This is a genomic window from Rouxiella sp. WC2420, from assembly GCF_041200025.1.
Lineage (GTDB): Bacteria > Pseudomonadota > Gammaproteobacteria > Enterobacterales > Enterobacteriaceae > Rouxiella.
On the sequence record NZ_CP165628.1, the window covers coordinates 4,417,189 to 4,435,287 of the forward strand.

Annotated in this window: 15 protein-coding genes and 4 tRNA genes; 4 read left to right on the plus strand and 15 right to left on the minus strand. The window is 51.1% G+C overall.

The features are described 5' to 3' along the window. Window positions 1–81: 81 nt before the first annotated feature. The 12 genes from luxS to pncC form a co-directional block, all read right to left on the minus strand. Window positions 82–597 (minus strand): S-ribosylhomocysteine lyase, encoded by a 516-nt coding sequence (gene luxS / locus AB3G37_RS20480; RefSeq protein WP_009639229.1) that lies wholly within the window; start codon window positions 595–597, stop codon window positions 82–84. A gap of 172 nt (window positions 598–769) precedes the next feature. After that, complete coding sequence (gene gshA, locus AB3G37_RS20485; protein ID WP_369788935.1) at window positions 770–2,326, minus strand: glutamate--cysteine ligase; 1,557 nt, start codon at window positions 2,324–2,326, stop codon at window positions 770–772. A 206-nt stretch (window positions 2,327–2,532) separates the two neighbouring features. Further along, the gene (gene yqaB, locus AB3G37_RS20490) at window positions 2,533–3,099 is read right to left on the minus strand and encodes a fructose-1-phosphate/6-phosphogluconate phosphatase (protein WP_037379617.1); all 567 of its coding nucleotides are present in this window, start codon (window positions 3,097–3,099) and stop codon (window positions 2,533–2,535) included. Window positions 3,100–3,332: 233 nt separating this feature from the next. After that, a tRNA-Arg gene (locus tag AB3G37_RS20495) sits at window positions 3,333–3,409 on the minus strand. Window positions 3,410–3,599: 190 nt separating this feature from the next. Then, a tRNA-Arg gene (locus AB3G37_RS20500) sits at window positions 3,600–3,676 on the minus strand. A 117-nt stretch (window positions 3,677–3,793) separates the two neighbouring features. Continuing rightward, window positions 3,794–3,870 (minus strand) — tRNA-Arg (locus AB3G37_RS20505). An 8-nt stretch (window positions 3,871–3,878) separates the two neighbouring features. Beyond that, window positions 3,879–3,971 (minus strand) — tRNA-Ser (locus tag AB3G37_RS20510). Window positions 3,972–4,297: 326 nt separating this feature from the next. Continuing rightward, complete coding sequence (gene csrA, locus AB3G37_RS20515) at window positions 4,298–4,483, minus strand: carbon storage regulator CsrA (RefSeq protein ID WP_009639031.1); 186 nt, start codon at window positions 4,481–4,483, stop codon at window positions 4,298–4,300. A 254-nt stretch (window positions 4,484–4,737) separates the two neighbouring features. After that, a complete protein-coding gene (gene alaS / locus AB3G37_RS20520; protein WP_009639030.1) occupies window positions 4,738–7,365 on the minus strand; it encodes an alanine--tRNA ligase in 2,628 nt (875 codons plus the stop codon). Between the two features lie 138 nt (window positions 7,366–7,503). After that, window positions 7,504–8,103 (minus strand): recombination regulator RecX, encoded by a 600-nt coding sequence (gene recX, locus AB3G37_RS20525; RefSeq protein WP_369788936.1) that lies wholly within the window; start codon window positions 8,101–8,103, stop codon window positions 7,504–7,506. A gap of 112 nt (window positions 8,104–8,215) precedes the next feature. Further along, the gene (gene recA / locus AB3G37_RS20530; RefSeq protein WP_009639028.1) at window positions 8,216–9,280 is read right to left on the minus strand and encodes a recombinase RecA; all 1,065 of its coding nucleotides are present in this window, start codon (window positions 9,278–9,280) and stop codon (window positions 8,216–8,218) included. A 126-nt stretch (window positions 9,281–9,406) separates the two neighbouring features. Beyond that, window positions 9,407–9,901 carry a nicotinamide-nucleotide amidase gene (gene pncC, locus AB3G37_RS20535; RefSeq protein ID WP_009639027.1) on the minus strand — a complete coding sequence of 165 codons (495 nt, stop codon included), beginning with the start codon at window positions 9,899–9,901 and terminating at the stop codon, window positions 9,407–9,409. Between the two features lie 428 nt (window positions 9,902–10,329). Here pncC and AB3G37_RS20540 point away from each other — a divergent pair, with 428 nt between their 5' ends. The 3 genes from AB3G37_RS20540 to AB3G37_RS20550 are packed head-to-tail and all read left to right on the plus strand — an operon-like array spanning window position 10,330 to window position 13,805. Beyond that, entirely contained in the window at window positions 10,330–11,766 is a 1,437-nt protein-coding gene (locus AB3G37_RS20540; protein WP_369788937.1) for an amidase, read from the plus strand. A 44-nt stretch (window positions 11,767–11,810) separates the two neighbouring features. Continuing rightward, window positions 11,811–13,109, plus strand: a complete 1,299-nt coding sequence (locus AB3G37_RS20545; protein ID WP_369788938.1) for a cytosine permease — start codon at window positions 11,811–11,813, stop codon at window positions 13,107–13,109. Window positions 13,110–13,121: 12 nt separating this feature from the next. Continuing rightward, the gene (locus AB3G37_RS20550; protein WP_009639024.1) at window positions 13,122–13,805 is read left to right on the plus strand and encodes a cysteine hydrolase family protein; all 684 of its coding nucleotides are present in this window, start codon (window positions 13,122–13,124) and stop codon (window positions 13,803–13,805) included. A 49-nt stretch (window positions 13,806–13,854) separates the two neighbouring features. On the opposite strand, the gene mltB is transcribed toward AB3G37_RS20550, so the two are convergent. The 3 genes from mltB to AB3G37_RS20565 form a co-directional block, all read right to left on the minus strand. Next, window positions 13,855–14,934 (minus strand): lytic murein transglycosylase B, encoded by a 1,080-nt coding sequence (mltB, locus tag AB3G37_RS20555; protein ID WP_369788939.1) that lies wholly within the window; start codon window positions 14,932–14,934, stop codon window positions 13,855–13,857. Window positions 14,935–15,134: 200 nt separating this feature from the next. After that, the gene (locus AB3G37_RS20560; RefSeq protein ID WP_369788940.1) at window positions 15,135–15,476 is read right to left on the minus strand and encodes a zinc ribbon domain-containing protein YjdM; all 342 of its coding nucleotides are present in this window, start codon (window positions 15,474–15,476) and stop codon (window positions 15,135–15,137) included. A 150-nt stretch (window positions 15,477–15,626) separates the two neighbouring features. Further along, the gene (locus AB3G37_RS20565; RefSeq protein ID WP_369788941.1) at window positions 15,627–17,045 is read right to left on the minus strand and encodes an aldehyde dehydrogenase family protein; all 1,419 of its coding nucleotides are present in this window, start codon (window positions 17,043–17,045) and stop codon (window positions 15,627–15,629) included. Window positions 17,046–17,168: 123 nt separating this feature from the next. Between AB3G37_RS20565 and AB3G37_RS20570 the strand changes: the two genes are divergently transcribed. Then, window positions 17,169–18,086: a LysR family transcriptional regulator gene (locus tag AB3G37_RS20570; protein ID WP_369788942.1), complete on the plus strand. Its 918-nt coding sequence runs from the start codon at window positions 17,169–17,171 to the stop codon at window positions 18,084–18,086. Window positions 18,087–18,099: the final 13 nt, after the last annotated feature.

Consider the following 18,099-nt stretch of genomic DNA (forward strand, 5'->3'; position numbering starts at 1 on the left):
GACGCGATAATCAATCATCGCGTCTTTTTTTATGCCGTTAACCTGTCGGTTAACGTGCTAGTGAAGCTAAAACTGCTATTGCTAGATGTGCAGTTCAGTCAGTTTTTCAGGTGGCAGCGCCAGCTCATCGTTGTGGTTAACGCCAATTTCGCTATCAACGATGTGCTGAGCGATTTCCTGAGCTTCTTTCAATGAGTGCATATCGCAAGTACCACATTGATAGATGTTCAGCTCAGGAATTTGATTCTGATCTTTAACTTTCAGAATGTCAGCCATCGCCGATTTCCAGGAACTGGCAACCAGCTTCTCATCAGGCACACCGATCAGGCTCATGTAGAAACCGGTACGGCAACCCATTGGAGAAATATCGATAATCTCAACGCCGTTACCATTCAAGTGGTTACGCATAAAACCAGCAAACAGGTGCTCAAGAGTATGAGTACCGCGCTCGGTCATCACTTCAATGTTCGGGCGGCAAAAGCGCAGATCGAACACGGTGATGGTGTCCCCATTAGGGGTTTTCATGGTTTTAGCAACGCGAACAGCAGGGGCGGCCATTCGAGTATGGTCTACGGTAAAGCTATCCAACAGTGGCATAATCGTCACCTCTCCTAAAAAAAATTATTTTTTTATCGAACTCAGGAAACCTTTTCCCATAACGCGAGTCTGAATATATGAAAGACGCGCATTTGTTATCATCATCCCTGTAAACAGAGATGTTTGTTTTGGCCACATTGATTGTGGCCTTTTTCTTTTCTGGCACCCTGCCCTATTTTGCGGCGAGAGCGGCCAGATACTCATCAAAGCTTAGCTTATCATTTGCTTCAAGGGTGCGCTGACGCTCCCAGGACGCATCACGCTCATTATCCAATTGCTGCTCGCTCAGAACCTCCAACGGCTCCTCAATCAGCATCTGACGGTATTTTTCGGCCAATTTCACACCAAGATTGCTCTCAGCTTTCATCGCCTTGAGGATGCGCGCCGAATAAGTCAGTTCAGGATTGTCGAATGCGGCAACAAGCTCATCACTGACATCTTGATATTCTTTATTGCCATTCTGAGTATCCAGAACCTCAGCCACGCGACGCAGATCGGCAAAAAGAGATTTACCGGCTTTTTCAAGCGGCTCTCTGACATCATCGCAGCCAATACCAATCGTCTGGCCCGGCTTGCGCCCTTCCAGAATCACACGATTCCAGTTTTGACGCGTGCAAAGAATCTCCTCGCTATTCATTTCCGGCGCATCCGCCAATGCACACCATATCAAAAATAGGTCGAGGAAACGTGCCTGCGAGGCATCAATGCCAATCGGGGTGAATGGGTTAATATCGAGTGAACGAACCTCGATGTACTGGATCCCACTGCGCAGCAAAGCATCTGAAGGCGTTTCGCCCGATTTAGTGACGCGTTTAGGACGAATAGGAGCATAAAGCTCGTTCTCAATCTGTAACACATTGGTGTTCAGTTGCAGATATTCTCCGTCTTTTTTCAGGCCTATCGCCGCATACTCCTCCCAGGGAGTCCGCGTGGCACGTTTAACGCCAGCGATATAAGTATCGAGATCGTTAAAAGTAATGCCCAGATTACTTTGCGATTTACTGGTATATCCCAAATCGCTCAGGCGCAGTGAAGTCGCATAAGGCAGGTAACATAATCCGTTCTTGGTATACTCAAACGGCAGATTTGTTTCATGTCCCTTAAGGAATGAAGAGCAGATCGCCGGAGAAGCGCCGAACAAATAGGGGATAACCCAGCCAAAACGGTAATAATTGCGGATCACATTCAAGTAAGCCGCAGAGATTGCGTCTTTACCGCTCTCGGCATCTTTTATGCCCAGGCGTGCCTGCCAAAACTCGATTGGCAGTGAGAAATTGTAATGGATGCCTGATATAGTCTGCATCACTGCACCGTAGCGGCTTTTCAGCCCTTGGCGATACAAAGTTTTCAGCTTGCCAATGTTTGAAGTTCCGTACTGAGCTAGCTCAATATCTGCGGGAGAATCTATAAAACAAGGCATGCTGAACGGCCACATTCTTTCATCGCCAAGCTCTTTGGCAACATGACGATGAATATCGCGCAAAATTTGCAACGAATGCTCAACACTGTCATCAACCGGAGTGATGAACTCCAGAAGAGCCTCGGCGAAATCGGTGGTGATCAAGTCATGCGTCAATGCCGAACCTAAAGATTCAGGATGACCCGTGGTTGCCAGTGCGCCATTGGGGTTAACGCGCAGTGTTTCGCGCTCAATACCCCGACCAATGCCCTTCAAGGAATGAGGATGGGCTTCCAGCCAGGAAAGCGCCTGTGATACATCCGGGATCAAATTGACCTCCCGCTATGAAAAAATGTTAACGCGTACGTTTTCTGAATCTGCATAGATGTGACCATCATAGATAACCGATACCAATCTAACCCCACTCCGGACCTGCCTCTCTCTTGATAGAGTATAGAGGACTCAAGATCCCGAGCATGCGTAGCCAACCTGTCAAGACGCATAACAAATCGCCAAATACCGATAACGCGCTGAATTTACAGCGTCCGAACATCAACATAGGCCATATTTGCGCGTTTGGCAGCTTCTATACCGAAATCGGCGTCTTCAAATACCACACACTTCTCAGGCACTACGCCAATTAGCTCCGCGCAACGCAGGAAGGTGTCAGGTGCCGGCTTGTGATGTTCTACGTCATTGGCGCCAACAATCGCGTCAAAGTACTCTCGCAGCCCTAAATGACGAAGCAGAGCATCCGCCATCCAGTGTTCGCTGCCCGTGCCCACCGCCATAGGACGGCGACCGTGAAACGCCTTCACCACCTCAATCAGCGGCAAGGGCTTAACTGTATCAAGTAACATCTCCTGTACCGCCGAGGTCTTCTCGGTGGCCAGATGATGAGGATCTAAATCAACGTTATTACTATCGATGATAGATTTTGCAATTCGCCATGTCGGCGAGCCGTTAAGAGCAACCATTGCAGCCAGGTCATACTGCAGATTGTATTTCGACAGAACCTGATGCCAGGCTTTACGGTGCGTTGGCTCTGTATCCAATATGGTGCCGTCCATATCAAAGATCAATCCTTCGTAGCCCTCGTACAGCTTGTAATCCATAACCACCGCCTGCTCTTAACAATCTGGGGGAAACTACTTTATCGCAAAGATGTTGAATTGTCCCTTTTTGTCAGGTCAGACAGCACACAGGGAATAGTTGATTTGCGAGGAAGATCGGTAAAGGAGAATTTAGCGAATAGCAGAAAGCAAAAAACCCGCCGAAGCGGGTTTTTCTGAGCCTACAAATTTAGAATTTTCTTTATCTGCAAACTTGGGGAATATGGTGCACCCAGGAAGATTCGAACTTCCGACCGCTCGGTTCGTAGCCGAGTACTCTATCCAGCTGAGCTATGGGTGCATTTTGAAACTATTTTACTATCGATTGATGCGAAGAAAAAGCAGAGAGGAAAATGGTGCACCCAGGAAGATTATTCGACTTACGCCTCACCCTTACGGGTCGTTGCCAAGGCAACGTTATCATCCTTTGTGCTTCCATTTAACATTGCATCACCATTTCAAGTTTCCTTTGATGGCAGCAAGTCGTTAAATGGTGCACCCAGGAAGATTCGAACTTCCGACCGCTCGGTTCGTAGCCGAGTACTCTATCCAGCTGAGCTATGGGTGCATATCACTTCTTTAATTGCAGTTCTTTACAGCAGAGTTACTTTAACCACTTTCACATTCTACCAAATTCGGCCCTGATGCTCACTTGATTGCAAATCAATATACATCACAGAAAGAATGGTGCACCCAGGAAGATTCGAACTTCCGACCGCTCGGTTCGTAGCCGAGTACTCTATCCAGCTGAGCTATGGGTGCATCTTAAATGGCGGTGAGGCGGGGATTCGAACCCCGGATGCAGCTTTTGACCGCATACTCCCTTAGCAGGGGAGCGCCTTCAGCCTCTCGGCCACCTCACCATACGCTTCTTTCGAATTGTGCTGAATAACTTTGTTTAAGCTCATCGGCACTGCGTGGCGCACATATTACTTTCCCGCACTTATAAGTCAAACCCTTTTTTCCCAAGAATCGCCTGTTTGGACAATTCCCACTCAACCTGAGCAGATTACCGGCAAAATAATAGCTATAAAGGGCAAAAACCAATGTTTAATCAGTAAAAAGAGTTGCGTGAAGAATGACAGAAGGGAAAAAAGTTTTTGAAGAATAGAGACAAAACGAGAAGGTAACACGTAAAACCGTGCTGAAGTTTCATCAGCGCCTCGCCAAAGACGAGACGCCTGATAAATTAGAAACTCGTCTGTTGAGATTTTTCAGCCTGAATACGCTGATAGATCTCTTCACGATGAACAGAGACCTCTTTTGGCGCATTCACACCAATACGTACCTGATTACCTTTAACGCCTAATACGGTAACCGTTACCTCATCGCCAATCATGAGGGTTTCACCAACTCGGCGAGTCAGAATAAGCATTCTTTGCTCCTTGGAAAATTAAAAGAGTCGGGTCTCTCAGTATCTAAAGCATTATCTATCATATGCTGAAGAAACGTAAGCCATGACCCCCACATAAAATGTATGTCAGCCTTATACATTAGCTGTGAGTAATTTTAGTTTAGCCGAAATCGGCGAAGTCGTGACTTAAATAGTAAGAGTTTACCGGTCGTTAAGACTGAAAACGCCATAATAGACAAGAGATTATGGCGTTTTCACTGTTACTGATTTTATGACTACAGCTTTTCAGATACCCAGGCTTCGACACCGCCAAGCGCCGCTGGCAAAGCCTGTACATCGGTACCGCCCGCCTGAGCCATATCAGGACGACCGCCGCCTTTCCCGCCGACCTGGGACGCAATCGTTCCGATTAACTCACCGGCTTTGACACGATCGGTCAGGTCTTTTGTCACGCCAACGATCAAACTTACCTTACCTTCAGCCGCAGTAGCCAGCACAATGATGGCAGAGCCAAGTTGATTCTTAAGGTCATCGACCATAGTACGCAGCATTTTTGCTTCTACGCCATCAAGCTGTTTAACCAGCAGTTTGACGCCTTTGACTTCTTTGGTCTGGCCAGACAGTGAAGCACTTTCCTGCGCCGCCTGCTGGTCTTTCACTTGCTGAAGCTCTTTTTCCAGCAGGCGTGAACGCTCCATCAGAGAACGAATCTTGTCAGTAACGCTGTTCACGTCACCTTTAACCAGATGCGCAACGTCCTGCAATAAATCGCTTTGCTGGTGCAACGTATTAATCGCATTCTCGCCTGTAACAGCTTCGATACGGCGTACGCCTGCTGCAGTACCTGATTCACTCTGAATGCGGAACAGGCCGATATCACCGGTACGGCTGGCGTGTATGCCACCACACAACTCGGTAGAGAAGTCGCCCATCGACAGCACGCGAACGTTGTCTTCGTACTTCTCGCCGAACAGCGCCATTGCGCCCTTCTCTTTTGCATCATCGAGCGCCATGATCTTGGTCTCGATAGGCAGATTACGACGGATTTGCGCATTTACCAAATCTTCTACCTGACGGATCTCTTCCGGCTTCATCGCTTCAAAGTGCGAGAAGTCAAAGCGCAGGTAGTTATCGTTAACCAAAGAACCCTTCTGAGCAACGTGCTTGCCCAGAGTCTGGCGCAGCGCAGCATGCAGCAGGTGGGTAGCAGAGTGGTTCAGACGAATACGGTCGCGGCGAGCAGAATCGACATCCGCCTCTACGCTGTCGCCAATCGCCAGCTTACCGGCACTAAGAACGCCCTGATGGCCAATCGCCTTACCGTATTTTTGCGTGTCGCCCACCGCAAATTCACCGGCAGATGTTTTCAATACGCCTTTATCACCAACCTGGCCACCTGATTCGCCATAGAAAGGCGTATCGTCGAGGACCACAATGGCGTTTACACCCGCCTCAATTTCGTTAACTGGCTGGCCGTCAACAAACAGGGCAACCACTTTAGACTGGCGTTGAACGTGCTCGTAGCCCGAGAACTGAGTGACGCCGTCCACTCGCACCATGCTGTTGTAGTCAGCGCTGAAACCGCTGGACTCGCGTGCGCGGTTACGCTGGACTTCCATTGCCTTCTCGAAGCCTTCTTCGTCAATCTTGAGATTGCGCTCGCGGCAAACATCAGCAGTCAGATCGACCGGGAAGCCAAAGGTGTCATACAGGCGGAAAACGATATCGCCAGGCAAAGTGTCGCCTTTCAGCGCAGCCAGCTCTTCATCCAGCAGCGCTAATCCGCGTTCCAGAGTGCGAGCAAACTGCTCTTCTTCGGTTTTAAGCAACTGTTCGACGGTAGACTGCTGTTTAGCGAGTTCAATGCCCGCAGAACCCATGACTTCAACCAAAGGCGCAACCAGCTTATAGAAGAAGGTTTCCTTGGCGCCAAGCATGTTGCCATGACGAACCGCGCGACGAATGATGCGACGCAGCACGTAGCCACGCCCTTCATTGGAAGGGATCACGCCATCGGAAATCAGGAAAGCACAAGAACGAATATGATCGGCAATCACGCGCAGCGACTTGTTGTTCAAGTCGGTCGCACCGGTAACCTGTGCAACTGCAGCGATCAGTTTCTGGAACAGGTCGATGTCGTAGTTGGAATTAACGTGTTGCAGCACCGCTGTAATACGCTCCAGACCCATTCCGGTATCAACAGATGGCTTAGGCAGTGGCAGCATAGTGCCGTCCGCCTGGCGGTTGAACTGCATGAATACCAGGTTCCAGATTTCGATATAACGGTCGCCGTCTTCTTCTGCGCTGCCCGGAGGACCGCCCCAGATGTGGTCGCCGTGATCGTAGAAAATCTCGGAGCAAGGGCCGCAAGGACCGGTATCACCCATCTGCCAGAAGTTGTCTGACGCGTATTGAGCACCTTTGTTGTCGCCGATGCGAATAATGCGCTCTTTCGGCACGCCAATCTGTTTTTCCCAGATGTCGTAAGCTTCGTCATCGGTAGCGTAGACGGTAACCCACAGTTTCTCTTTAGGCAGGTTAAACCAATGCTCACCGGTCAACAGTTCCCAGGCAAACTTAATCGCATCTTCTTTGAAGTAATCGCCGAAGCTGAAGTTACCCAGCATCTCGAAGAAGGTATGGTGACGTGCGGTATAGCCGACGTTTTCCAGATCGTTGTGCTTGCCGCCGGCACGTACGCAACGCTGAGACGTGGTCGCACGATTGTAATCGCGATTGTCCAGGCCCAGAAAAACGTCTTTGAATTGGTTCATACCGGCATTGGTAAACATCAATGTCGGATCATTAGTAGGGATCAGCGAGCTGCTGTCGACAACAGTGTGTCCCTTACTATGGAAGAAATCGAGAAACGCTTGACGGATCTCAGCGGTGCTCTTGCTCATAAATGTCCCGGAATAAGGCTAAAAGGTCGGCCCGTGAGCAAGATTAGCGTGATAACGGCCTGCTTACTTTGTCGCTCACGAACAAAAAGTGGGGATAAGATAAAATTTCTTCGCTGGGAAGTAAAATCCCGTATGCAATCATTCCTCAAAATCGCGATAAATAGACTGAATTTCTTCCTGAAAAAAACCGCGATAGAGCAAATAACGTAATACTTTCGACTTTTCCTTCCACTCGGTCGGTAAAGGTTGGCCAAATTTGTGCGTCGCCAACTCGTAGGCTTTACTGCACCAGTCAACCTCACACTCTTCCAACGCCTGATTGATGATTTCTTTATCGACGCCCTTTTGTGTCAGCTCGGATCGAATGCGCTGTGCGCCTAATCCACGGTTGCTGCGCCCTGAAATATAGCGCCCGGCAAATTTGGCATCATCAAGCCAGTCATGCTGATAGCAGTAGGCGATAACCTCTTCAACCTGTTCCGGGTCAATCTCTTCAACTTCTTTGGGCACCGCCTGGCGGCGTGAATCAGGATTTTGTCGCGCTTTGTAGGAGGAAGGTCGGGAAAAAGGTTGTGGAGGAGTCAACAATTTGCGCCGCAGCTCGGCTTCACCGTGGTCACGCTGGCCTAACAGCCGCATTGCACGGGCAATCAGGTTATTGAGTTTTTTCGCCTGGTCGTCCTTCGTCGTTGAGAATAACGACGAAGGTTCCTGATAATTTTCGGTATCCTGCGTCATGCTTGATTCCTTATAAAGCAAAAAAACAGCCCGTTTTGCAGGCTGTTTTTTGGAAGGCGATAGCCTTTAGCTTAATGCCTGCCAGATTCCCCGGCAGGTTCAGCAGAGAGTATTAAAACTCTTCGCTGGTTTCAGCATTGTCATCCAGGCTTTCAGCTGTGACAGCCGCACTCAGTTCACCAGTGCCGCTCAGCAGCATATCTCTGAGCTTTTTGTCGATCTCGGAAGCAATTTTCGGGTTTTCTTTCAGGAAATTGCTGGCATTAGATTTGCCCTGCCCGATTTTCTCACCGTTGTAGCTGTACCATGCACCGGCTTTCTCAATCAGCTTGTGCTTAACGCCCAAGTCAACCAGTTCGCCGTTAATGTTGATACCTTCGCCGTACATAATCTGGAACTCGGCCTGCTTGAACGGTGCAGCGATTTTGTTCTTGACCACTTTAACGCGGGTTTCACTGCCTACTACTACGTCGCCGTCTTTGATTGCACCGATACGGCGGATATCAAGACGAACAGAAGCATAAAACTTCAGCGCGTTACCACCGGTAGTGGTTTCCGGGTTACCGAACATCACGCCGATTTTCATACGGATCTGGTTGATAAAGATCAGCAGAGTATTGGCATTTTTCAGGTTACCGGCCAGTTTACGCATCGCCTGGCTCATCATACGTGCCGCAAGGCCCATATGAGAATCACCGATTTCACCTTCGATTTCTGCTTTTGGAGTCAGTGCCGCTACCGAGTCAACGATAATAACGTCAACCGCGCCTGAACGAGTCAGGGCATCACAGATTTCCAGTGCCTGCTCGCCGGTGTCCGGCTGGGAACACAGCAGATTGTCGATGTCTACGCCCAGTTTTTTGGCATAGATTGGGTCAAGCGCATGCTCGGCATCGATAAACGCACAGGTTTTGCCTTCGCGCTGAGCGGCAGCGATAACCTGCAGAGTTAACGTTGTTTTACCTGATGATTCTGGACCGTAAATCTCGACGATACGGCCCATTGGCAAGCCACCTGCGCCAAGTGCGATATCCAGAGACAGAGAGCCGGTAGAAATCGTTTCAACATCCATGGAGCGATCTTCGCCAAGACGCATGATGGAGCCTTTACCGAATTGTTTTTCAATCTGGCCCAGTGCCGCAGCTAACGCCTTTTGCTTGTTCTCATCAATAGCCATTTTCACTCCTTCGCGTGACGGGTTGTGTGAAGCCACACGTCGTTGTCACTGAATGTTGTTGTCGGATGCAAGTACAGATGCAGGTAATTGAGACTAATTATACTGTATGCTCATACAGTATCAAGCCTATTTTTTCAAAAACTCGTCTAGCAAAGTTTGTAGTGAAAAAACAGCAGCTTGCAAACGCACTGCGTCGCGATCCCCAGAAAAATTCTTTTTGCAGGCAAAAATTCGACCGTTTTCATCGGCAAATCCAAACCACACAGTGCCAACCGGTTTATCTTTTGTGCCGCCGTCCGGGCCGGCAATGCCGCTGATTGATACCGCCAAATCAGCGCCGGCCGCATAGCGCGCTCCTCGGGCCATCTCGCGCACTACGGGTTCACTCACTGCGCCATGCTCTTTGAGCGTGGATTCTGATACATCGAGCATCTCGCGCTTGGCAACGTTGCTGTAAGTGACAAAACCGCGGTCAAACCAGGCAGAGCTGCCGGCAATATCAGTAATAGCTTTAGCGACCCAACCACCCGTGCAGGATTCAGCACAGGTTAGCCACAGGCCCTTGGATTTCAAGGCGGCACCGACGTCGGTGCTCAATTGACGCAAATCATTTTCAGTCATCGTCTATCCTGCAAGAAAAAAGGGAACTCAGGCAATGTTAGCACTTCACGGCTTAGAGGATCGGTTCTAAACCTTACATTACGAGATAACGTCCAAGTTATGAATAATGTGAACATCCGCTAGCAATATTCTTTCGAGTCTCCTCTCAAATGGGGCCAAAATCCCATTATTTCAAGCTCCAGTCTGTTTCTGCACCACTTTTTAGAATCGCTGCACCCCCACGGTGAATCGCTTATTTGTATAGCACCGCCCTGTATCGAATGTTGTAAAAACAATCTGCCCGGACAAACTGGAATACCGCGCTGTATACAAGATGTTAGAAATATTTTTGCGGTTATTTATTCACCACGCCTATTTTTGGCCTGAAACGTGCATTGCTAGCAATGTGCAAGTTATCACCATGAATTGTAACGGGAGTGGATTTGACGATGCAGGATATTCTTCAGCTTGATGCCGTGACACTTGCGGCCAATATTCGCGATAGGCGCCTTTCTCCGGTGGAGCTGGTGTCAGCTTCAATTGCGCGGATGGAACAGCTTGAACCCGAGCTGCATGCCTTTTGTACCCCAACCACAGAGAGTGCGCTGGCGCAGGCCAAAGTCATCGAGCAACGAATCATGCGTGGTGAAGAAGTCGGCCCGCTGGCAGGAATTCCCGTGGCGATTAAAGATTTGATCAGTACTAAAGGGATCAAAACAGTCTCTGGTTCGTGGATTTATGAAAATTTTATTCCCGACGAAGACGACATTACCGTAGAACGGCTTAAGGCTGCGGGGGCCATTATTCTCGGCAAAACCAACGCCCCAGAATTTGGCTACAGCGGCACCGGGCACAATCCGGTGTTCCCAACAACCCGTAATCCGTGGAATACCGACCTGACTACCGGCGGGTCTAGCGCCGGTTCCGCGGCGGCACTCGCAGCAAGAATTTGCCCGCTGGCTTTAGGCAGCGACGGCGGCGGTTCGGTACGCATTCCCGCCGCGCACAGTGGCATATTTGGCATGAAAGCCTCGATGGGCCGCGTACCGCTGTATCCCGGCTGCCGCGACGAGCGCTATCCCGGCATCTCCAGCTGGGAATCGCTGGAACACATCGGCCCAATGACCCGCAGCGTCGCCGATGCCGCGCTGATGCTTTCCGTAATCGCCGGGCCTGACTCGCGCGATCGTCATTCTATTCCCACCAGCGATATTGACTGGAACGGTGCGCTTAAAGGCAGTCTTAAAGGTCTGCGCATTGCCTACAGCGCTGACTGGGGTTACGCAGCGGTGGATCCGCAGGTCCGCGAGATCGTCGGTAAGGCAGTAAAAGTCTTCGAGCGTGATCTCGGTTGCATCGTAGAGGAAGCGCATCCCGGCTTTGAAGATCCTAAAGACACTTTTGCCGCGCTTGTGGCTCAAGAAACCGATCTCACCGGCATGCGCAAACTGCTGGAAACCTTTGGCAGTCGTATGTCTCCCCATCTGGTCGCGATGCTTAACACCGACTGGACCGCCGAAATGTTTACCAATGCCAACATGCAACGCAAGGCGGTGGTCAACAAAATGTGGCGCTTTATGCAGCGCTACGACCTGCTGCTGACACCGACTCTCGCGACGCCGCCCTTCCCGGTCAATATAGAAAGCCCCGAGATGATTGATGGCCGCAAGGTCACGCCAAGTGAATGGCTCGCTTTTGTCTTCCCGATAAATTTGACCGGCCAGCCTGCCGCCTCGATCCCCGCCGGATTTACCGCGCAAGGGTTGCCGGTGGGATTGCAAATTATTGGCCGACATCTTGATGATGCGCTGGTGTTACGCGCCAGTGCAGCGTTTGAAAAAGTCTGTGGCTGGAATGATCGGTTGCCGCCGATCCTCAGCCGCTGAAGGTCCCGTTTTCCCTTGTTGCCACATTTTTCAGGAACAACACCATGAGCAAAAACATCACTCGGCAGGATACGGCCATCGGGCTGGAACAAGAATTCGAAAATGAAGCAGTGCCACTTTCTCATCGCCATTCGACCCGTTCAGTTTCAGCGGTGTGGTTTGGTTTCCCCATGATTCTGACCAATGCCGTTTTTGGCGGCATCATGGCCTACAATCTTGGGTTCTGGCGGGCAATTATTGCCATTTTGCTCGGCAATCTGGTGCTGTTTGCCTATGTTGGCGCACTAAGTTATCTGGCGGGTAAAACCGGACTTAACTTCGCGATGCAGGCACGTAAAACTTTTGGCAGCCGGGGTTACATCATTACCTCGGCATTTCTTTCAACTGTGGTAATCGGCTGGTACGCTTTCCAGACTGGCCTCACCGGCACCATCGTCAACAGCACTTTTGGCTGGAACACCTCGTGGGTGATCGTGCTCGCCACCGTGCTTTACACTGGTGTCACTTTCCTCGGCGTGCGCGCCCTGTCGATTATCGGCATGATTGCAGCACCCATGTTTGTGATCCTGGGCCTGGCAGCGCTGTATTTTGTTTCACAACACACTGATTTAAGCCAGGTGATGCAATATAAAGGTACCGCAGGCGGTATCACGATGGGCATTGCCATGACGATGGTGATTGCCGGTTTTGCCGATTCGGGCACCATGACCGCCGATTTCACCCGCTGGTCACAAACCGGTAAATCAGCCGTAGCCGCCACTTTCTCGGCTTTTCCGGTCGCTAACGTCGTCTCGTTGCTGTCTGGGGTGGTAATTGTTTCCGCAGGTGCGGGAATTAACCCGGCTCAAAACGGCGGCGATTTCCTGCACCTGCTGGTCGGTCATAATGTGCTATTGAACCTGCTGGCCCTGCTGTTCGTGTTTATCAATCTTGGATCAGTCTGCACCCATTGCCTGTACAACGGCGCGGTGGGTTATAGCCATTTGCTGAACAGTAAAATGCGCCTGTGGACCATTATTCTCGGCGTAATTGGCGGCGTGCTGGCAGTGATTGGCGTTTGGAGCTATTTCCTCAACTGGCTGAGCCTGCTGGGCGTAGCCGTGCCCCCTATCGGCGCGGTGATGATTGTTGACCTGTTATTCCTCGGCCATATCAACAGCGCGCGCGCTGAAAGCCATTATCGCGGCAGTGCGTTTTTATCCTGGGCCATCGGCACAGTTTGCGCATCGATTGCTCACCTGTGGTTCCCCGACTTCGGCGAGGCTCTGATCGGCATGATCGCTGGCGGCGTGGCTTACTCGGTCATTCAGTCAATGACTGCCAAAAAACTGGTTACTGCATAAGGGGCACAGCCAATGAACAAACGCTACATAGAATCCGCGCCTTATGCCTGGCCTTACAATGGCCAGCTCAGTCCGACCAACACTGCGCTGGTGATTATTGATATGCAGACCGATTTTTGCGGCGTCGGCGGTTATGTCGACACCATGGGCTATGACATTGCCCTGACCCGCGCCCCGATAGCACCGATTGGCGATTTGCTGGGCGTGATGCGCAGCGCCGGTTATACCATCATTCATACCCGCGAAGGCCACCGACCAGACTTGGCAGATTTGCCCGCCAACAAGCGCTGGCGCTCACGGCAGATTGGCGCGGGGATTGGCGACGATGGCCCGTGTGGCAAAATTTTGGTACGCGGCGAGCCGGGCTGGGAAATCATCCCCGAGCTTCAACCGTTAGCAGGAGAAATCATTATTGACAAACCGGGCAAAGGCTCGTTTTATGCCACCGATTTGGAGCTGGTGTTGCACACAAAGGGGATCACCAACCTTTTGCTGACGGGCATCACGACCGACGTGTGCGTTCACACCACCCTGCGCGAAGCCAACGATCGCGGATTTGAATGTTTGCTGGTTGCGGATTGCTGCGCGGCTACAGATCCGGCCAATCATCTGGCGGCGTTAGCGATGGTAAAAATGCAGGGCGGAGTTTTCGGGGCAGTGGCGGATTCGGCAGCGGTACTGCAAGCGCTGGCCTGAATCGAGGAATAGCTAAAAAAATGGCGGCCCAGTGTAGCCGCCATCTTCATTATAATCCGCCGCGTGCCTGCTTGACTGCCAGACCCAGCTGCCACACTGCCATTGCATACTGCGTGCTGTGGTTGTAGCGCGTAATGGCGTAGAAGTTTGGCAAACCATACCAATACTGATAGCTCGTGCCCATATCCAGACGCAACAGGCTAGCCTGCTGATAACCGCCAAGCGATCCGAGTGGCATCAGGCCCACTGAAGACAGCGTGGAGACGGAATACTTGGTTTGATAACCGTTTTCCAGCCCGGGCGCCTGTCCGCTGGCCTGCACCGCAACCGGCTCGCCACTGACCCAGCCATTCGCTTTAAAGTAATTGGCGACGCTACCGATAGCATCGATGGGGTCCCACAGGTTAATGTGCCCGTCACCGTCGAAATCTACCGCGAACTGTTTGAACGCTGACGGCATAAACTGCCCATAGCCCATCGCACCGGCAAATGAGCCGCGCAGCAACAGCGGATCGTCATTTTCAGACCGCGACATCAACAGGAAGGTTTCCAGCTCACCAGCAAAATAATCGGCGCGGCGCGGGTAGTCAAACGCCAGCGTCGCGAGCGCATCGATGATACGCGTCTTGCCCATCACCCTGCCCCAACGAGTTTCAACACCGATAATCCCGACAATAATCTCCGGCGGCACGCCGTATTGCTGATAGGCACGCTGCAGCGCGTCCTGATACTGATCCCAGAAGGCGACGCCATTCTGCACGTTATCTGGCGTAATAAACTTGCCGCGATAACGGATCCACGCGCCATAAGGCCCTGAAGGCGGTAGCGTGGTCGGAGCCTGACGGTCCATCAAGCGCAATACCCAGTCCAGACGTTTCGTCTGCCCGAAAGTGTTTTGCAACTGCTGGCGGTCGAATCCGTGCTCGCGCACCATTTTGTCAATGAAGGCGTTCGCGGCTGGATTATCGGCAAAATCGCCATTGGCACCGTTGGTAAAGAAGCCGTTCTGCGAAGGAGGATTTAAAAATCCGCCACTCGGGGCCGTGCCCTGCGCAGTATTATGTTTTGGCGTGCTGCTACAGGCTGAGAGCAGAACAACCATAGGAAGAAGGGTGGCCAGATAACGCATCAGACATCCGTTTGGCGATACAATAAAGGTAGATGATCATGTTAATGCATTGTTTGATTCGAACAAAAGGAATGTTTAAAGGATTTTAATCAAATTGCAGCAGGAATACTCCGTTGACAAAGAACCTGTCATTTTACGGCCCAAAACTATCAACCCAGGGCCGTGATAACTCATTGCCGACAGAGATTGACTCGAGAGGACTAGTTTTTCTTAACGAATTCAGATTTCAGCTTCATCGGTCCAAAACCATCAATTTTGCAGTCAATATTGTGATCACCTTCAACCAGGCGGATGCTTTTTACTTTGGTACCCATCTTCAAAGGTGTTGAGCTGCCTTTAACTTTGAGATCTTTAATAACCGTCACCGAATCGCCGTCGGCAAGCAGGTTTCCGTTGGCATCTTTAACTATCAATGATTCATCTTCTGCCCCTGCATTAGCATTGGCAGACCACTCATGTCCGCATTCCGGGCAGTTTAACTGCTCGCCTTCCTGCCAGGTAAATTCAGAACTGCACTTTGGACAAGCGGGTAATGATTGCACGCTAACCTCTTAATAATAATTATAAAAAAAATGTAAACTCCGAAAATAAAAGACCACAATATTTGTCTGTCTTTATTTGAAAGGATTTTAGCTTTTTATGAGGTTTGTGCATACCCCGGCGGCCTTGTACGGGGTAATCAGCGATAGGATTTAACCGACCAACAGCGTTTTTGGCTCCAGATAAGCAGAAAGCCCCCATTTACCCATTTCGCGGCCCAGGCCAGACTGCTTAACGCCGCCAAATGGCGCTTTTGGCTCATGCGCAAAAGTATTTACCAACACGCGACCAGTCTCGATTTGCCGCGCCACGCTGATTCCGCGTTGCAAATCTCCGCTCAGAACGATGGCGTTCAAACCATAGGAAGTATCATTGGCGATGGCAATAGCATCGTCCTCATCCAGATAAGGAATGATCACCAGCACCGGTCCAAAAATTTCTTCACGGGCAATACGCATCTGATTGTTTGCACTGGTAAATATCGTAGGTTTTACCAGCCAGCCTTTGTCAAATCCCTGCGGACGCCCTTCGCCGCCAATCAGCACTTTAGCTCCCTCTTCAATGCCCAGGCGAATATAACCCTGCACCCTTTCCCACTGTTTGCGGCTGACCATCGGCCCAATATCAGTGCTTTTATCGCGAGGATCGCCAGACTTAATGTAAGTCACAGCGAAAGCAAAAGCCTGTTCAAATTCACTTAAACGGCTTTGCGGCACCAGAATACGGGTTCCGGCAATACAGGCTTGACCACTATTGCCAAAACCGGCCATCAGCGCCATCGGCACGACCGTAGCGGCGTCTGCATCGTCAAGAATAATGGTCGGAGATTTGCCGCCCAGTTCAAGCGTCACTCTCTTAAGTGTCGCCGCGCTGCTCTCGACAATCCCCTTACCTACCGCCGTCGAACCGGTAAACGATATTTTGGCGATATCTGGGTGGCGACTGATTTCAGCACCGACTACATCACCACGGCCAGTGACAATATTGAAGACACCTGCTGGCAGCCCTGCCTTGTGCAGTGCCTGGGTGATGATTTGAGTCTGCATCGCGCTCATTTCGCTAGGTTTAATGACCGCAGTACATCCAGCAGCCAGCGCCGTCGCCAGCTTGTTACAGATAAAACCGGCGTCGCTGTTCCACGGCGTAATCAATCCTGCCACTCCAACCGGAGAATAAATTACCTGCGCCGCTCCCGCCTGCTCTTCAAATTCGAAAGACTCCAGCGCTTCAATAGCCTGCAAAATCACGTCTGCCGGGTAAGTCGCCATCCAGCTAGAACGGGCGACAGGCGCGCCATATTCTTCGATAATCGCTTCTAACAGTTCGTTTTCGCACTCGACCACGGCAGCATGCATACGTGTCAGAAACTCAACTCGCTGTTGCTTAGTGGTGCAGGACCAGGCCGGAAACGCGGCTTTTGCAGCGGCAATCGCGCGCTGGGTATCTTCAACATCGGCCATTCTGACCGTGCCGATCACCTCCTCGGTCGCCGGATTAAACAGCTCAAACAACTCGGTGCCGTGCGGCGTGACAAATTCGCCGTTGATATAGATTTTATCGATGTGCTGCATGATGTTCTCCTGTACGACGCCGAGCTGGCGTCTGCTTGATGACAAGGAGTATAAGAAGGCTTTGTTGCTCTGATAAGCGGGGTTATGCTGTACGGGGAATACCGAAAATCAGGATAATCTTTTATGCATCGTACCGGGCTAACAGAACTGGAAGTCACTCTGGCGGTTGCGCAGCGCAGCAGCTTTCGTGCGGCAGCCCGCGAGCTGGGTATGTCTGCCACGGCGGTCAGCAATGCCATAGCCGGTCTTGAGTCACGGCTAAATATCAGGCTATTTAATCGCTCCACCCGCAGCGTTTCGCTGACCGAAGCCGGGCGGCGCTACGTCGAGCGTATCGCCCCGGCGCTGGCCGAAATCCAACGCGCGTCAGAAGAGATCAGCACTTTACCTGAAACGCCAACCGGCACATTGCGCATCAACGCCCCTCCTGAATCAGCCATGATTTTGTTTGAGCCGTTGCTGCGTGAATATTTGCAACGTTACCCGAATATGCGTCTGGATATTGCGACCGAGCCGCGAATGGTCGATATCATCGCCGAAGGGTTTGACGCCGGTATCCGCCTTGCCGAGTCTGTGCCGCAGGATATGATTGCCGTTCCCTTAACCCCTCCGATGAGGATGCTGATTGTCGGTAGCCCGGAATATTTCGCGGCTCGCGGCAAGCCGCAGTCACCGGACGATTTGGCGAATCATCTGGGCATTGGCATGCGCATGTCACACGGCGGGATTTATCACTGGGAGTTGGAGCGCCACCAGCAAAAGTTTACGATCAACATGCCCACCCGCGTCGTCCTCAATGAGTTACGCGCGATACGACAGGCAGCGCGCAACGGTATCGGGCTGGCCTTTATTTCAAGCTGGTTCATAGAAAAAGACTTGGTAAATGGCAATCTACTCAGCGTGCTCGAAGACTGGTGCCCATCGTTTGACGGGCTGCGTCTCTACTATTCCGGCCGCCGCCATATTCCGCCAGGATTGAAAGCGTTGATCGATTTGGTGCATGAATTGCGGGATCGCCAACGCTCAGTAAGCGGTGTTTAAATCGGAATTAAAA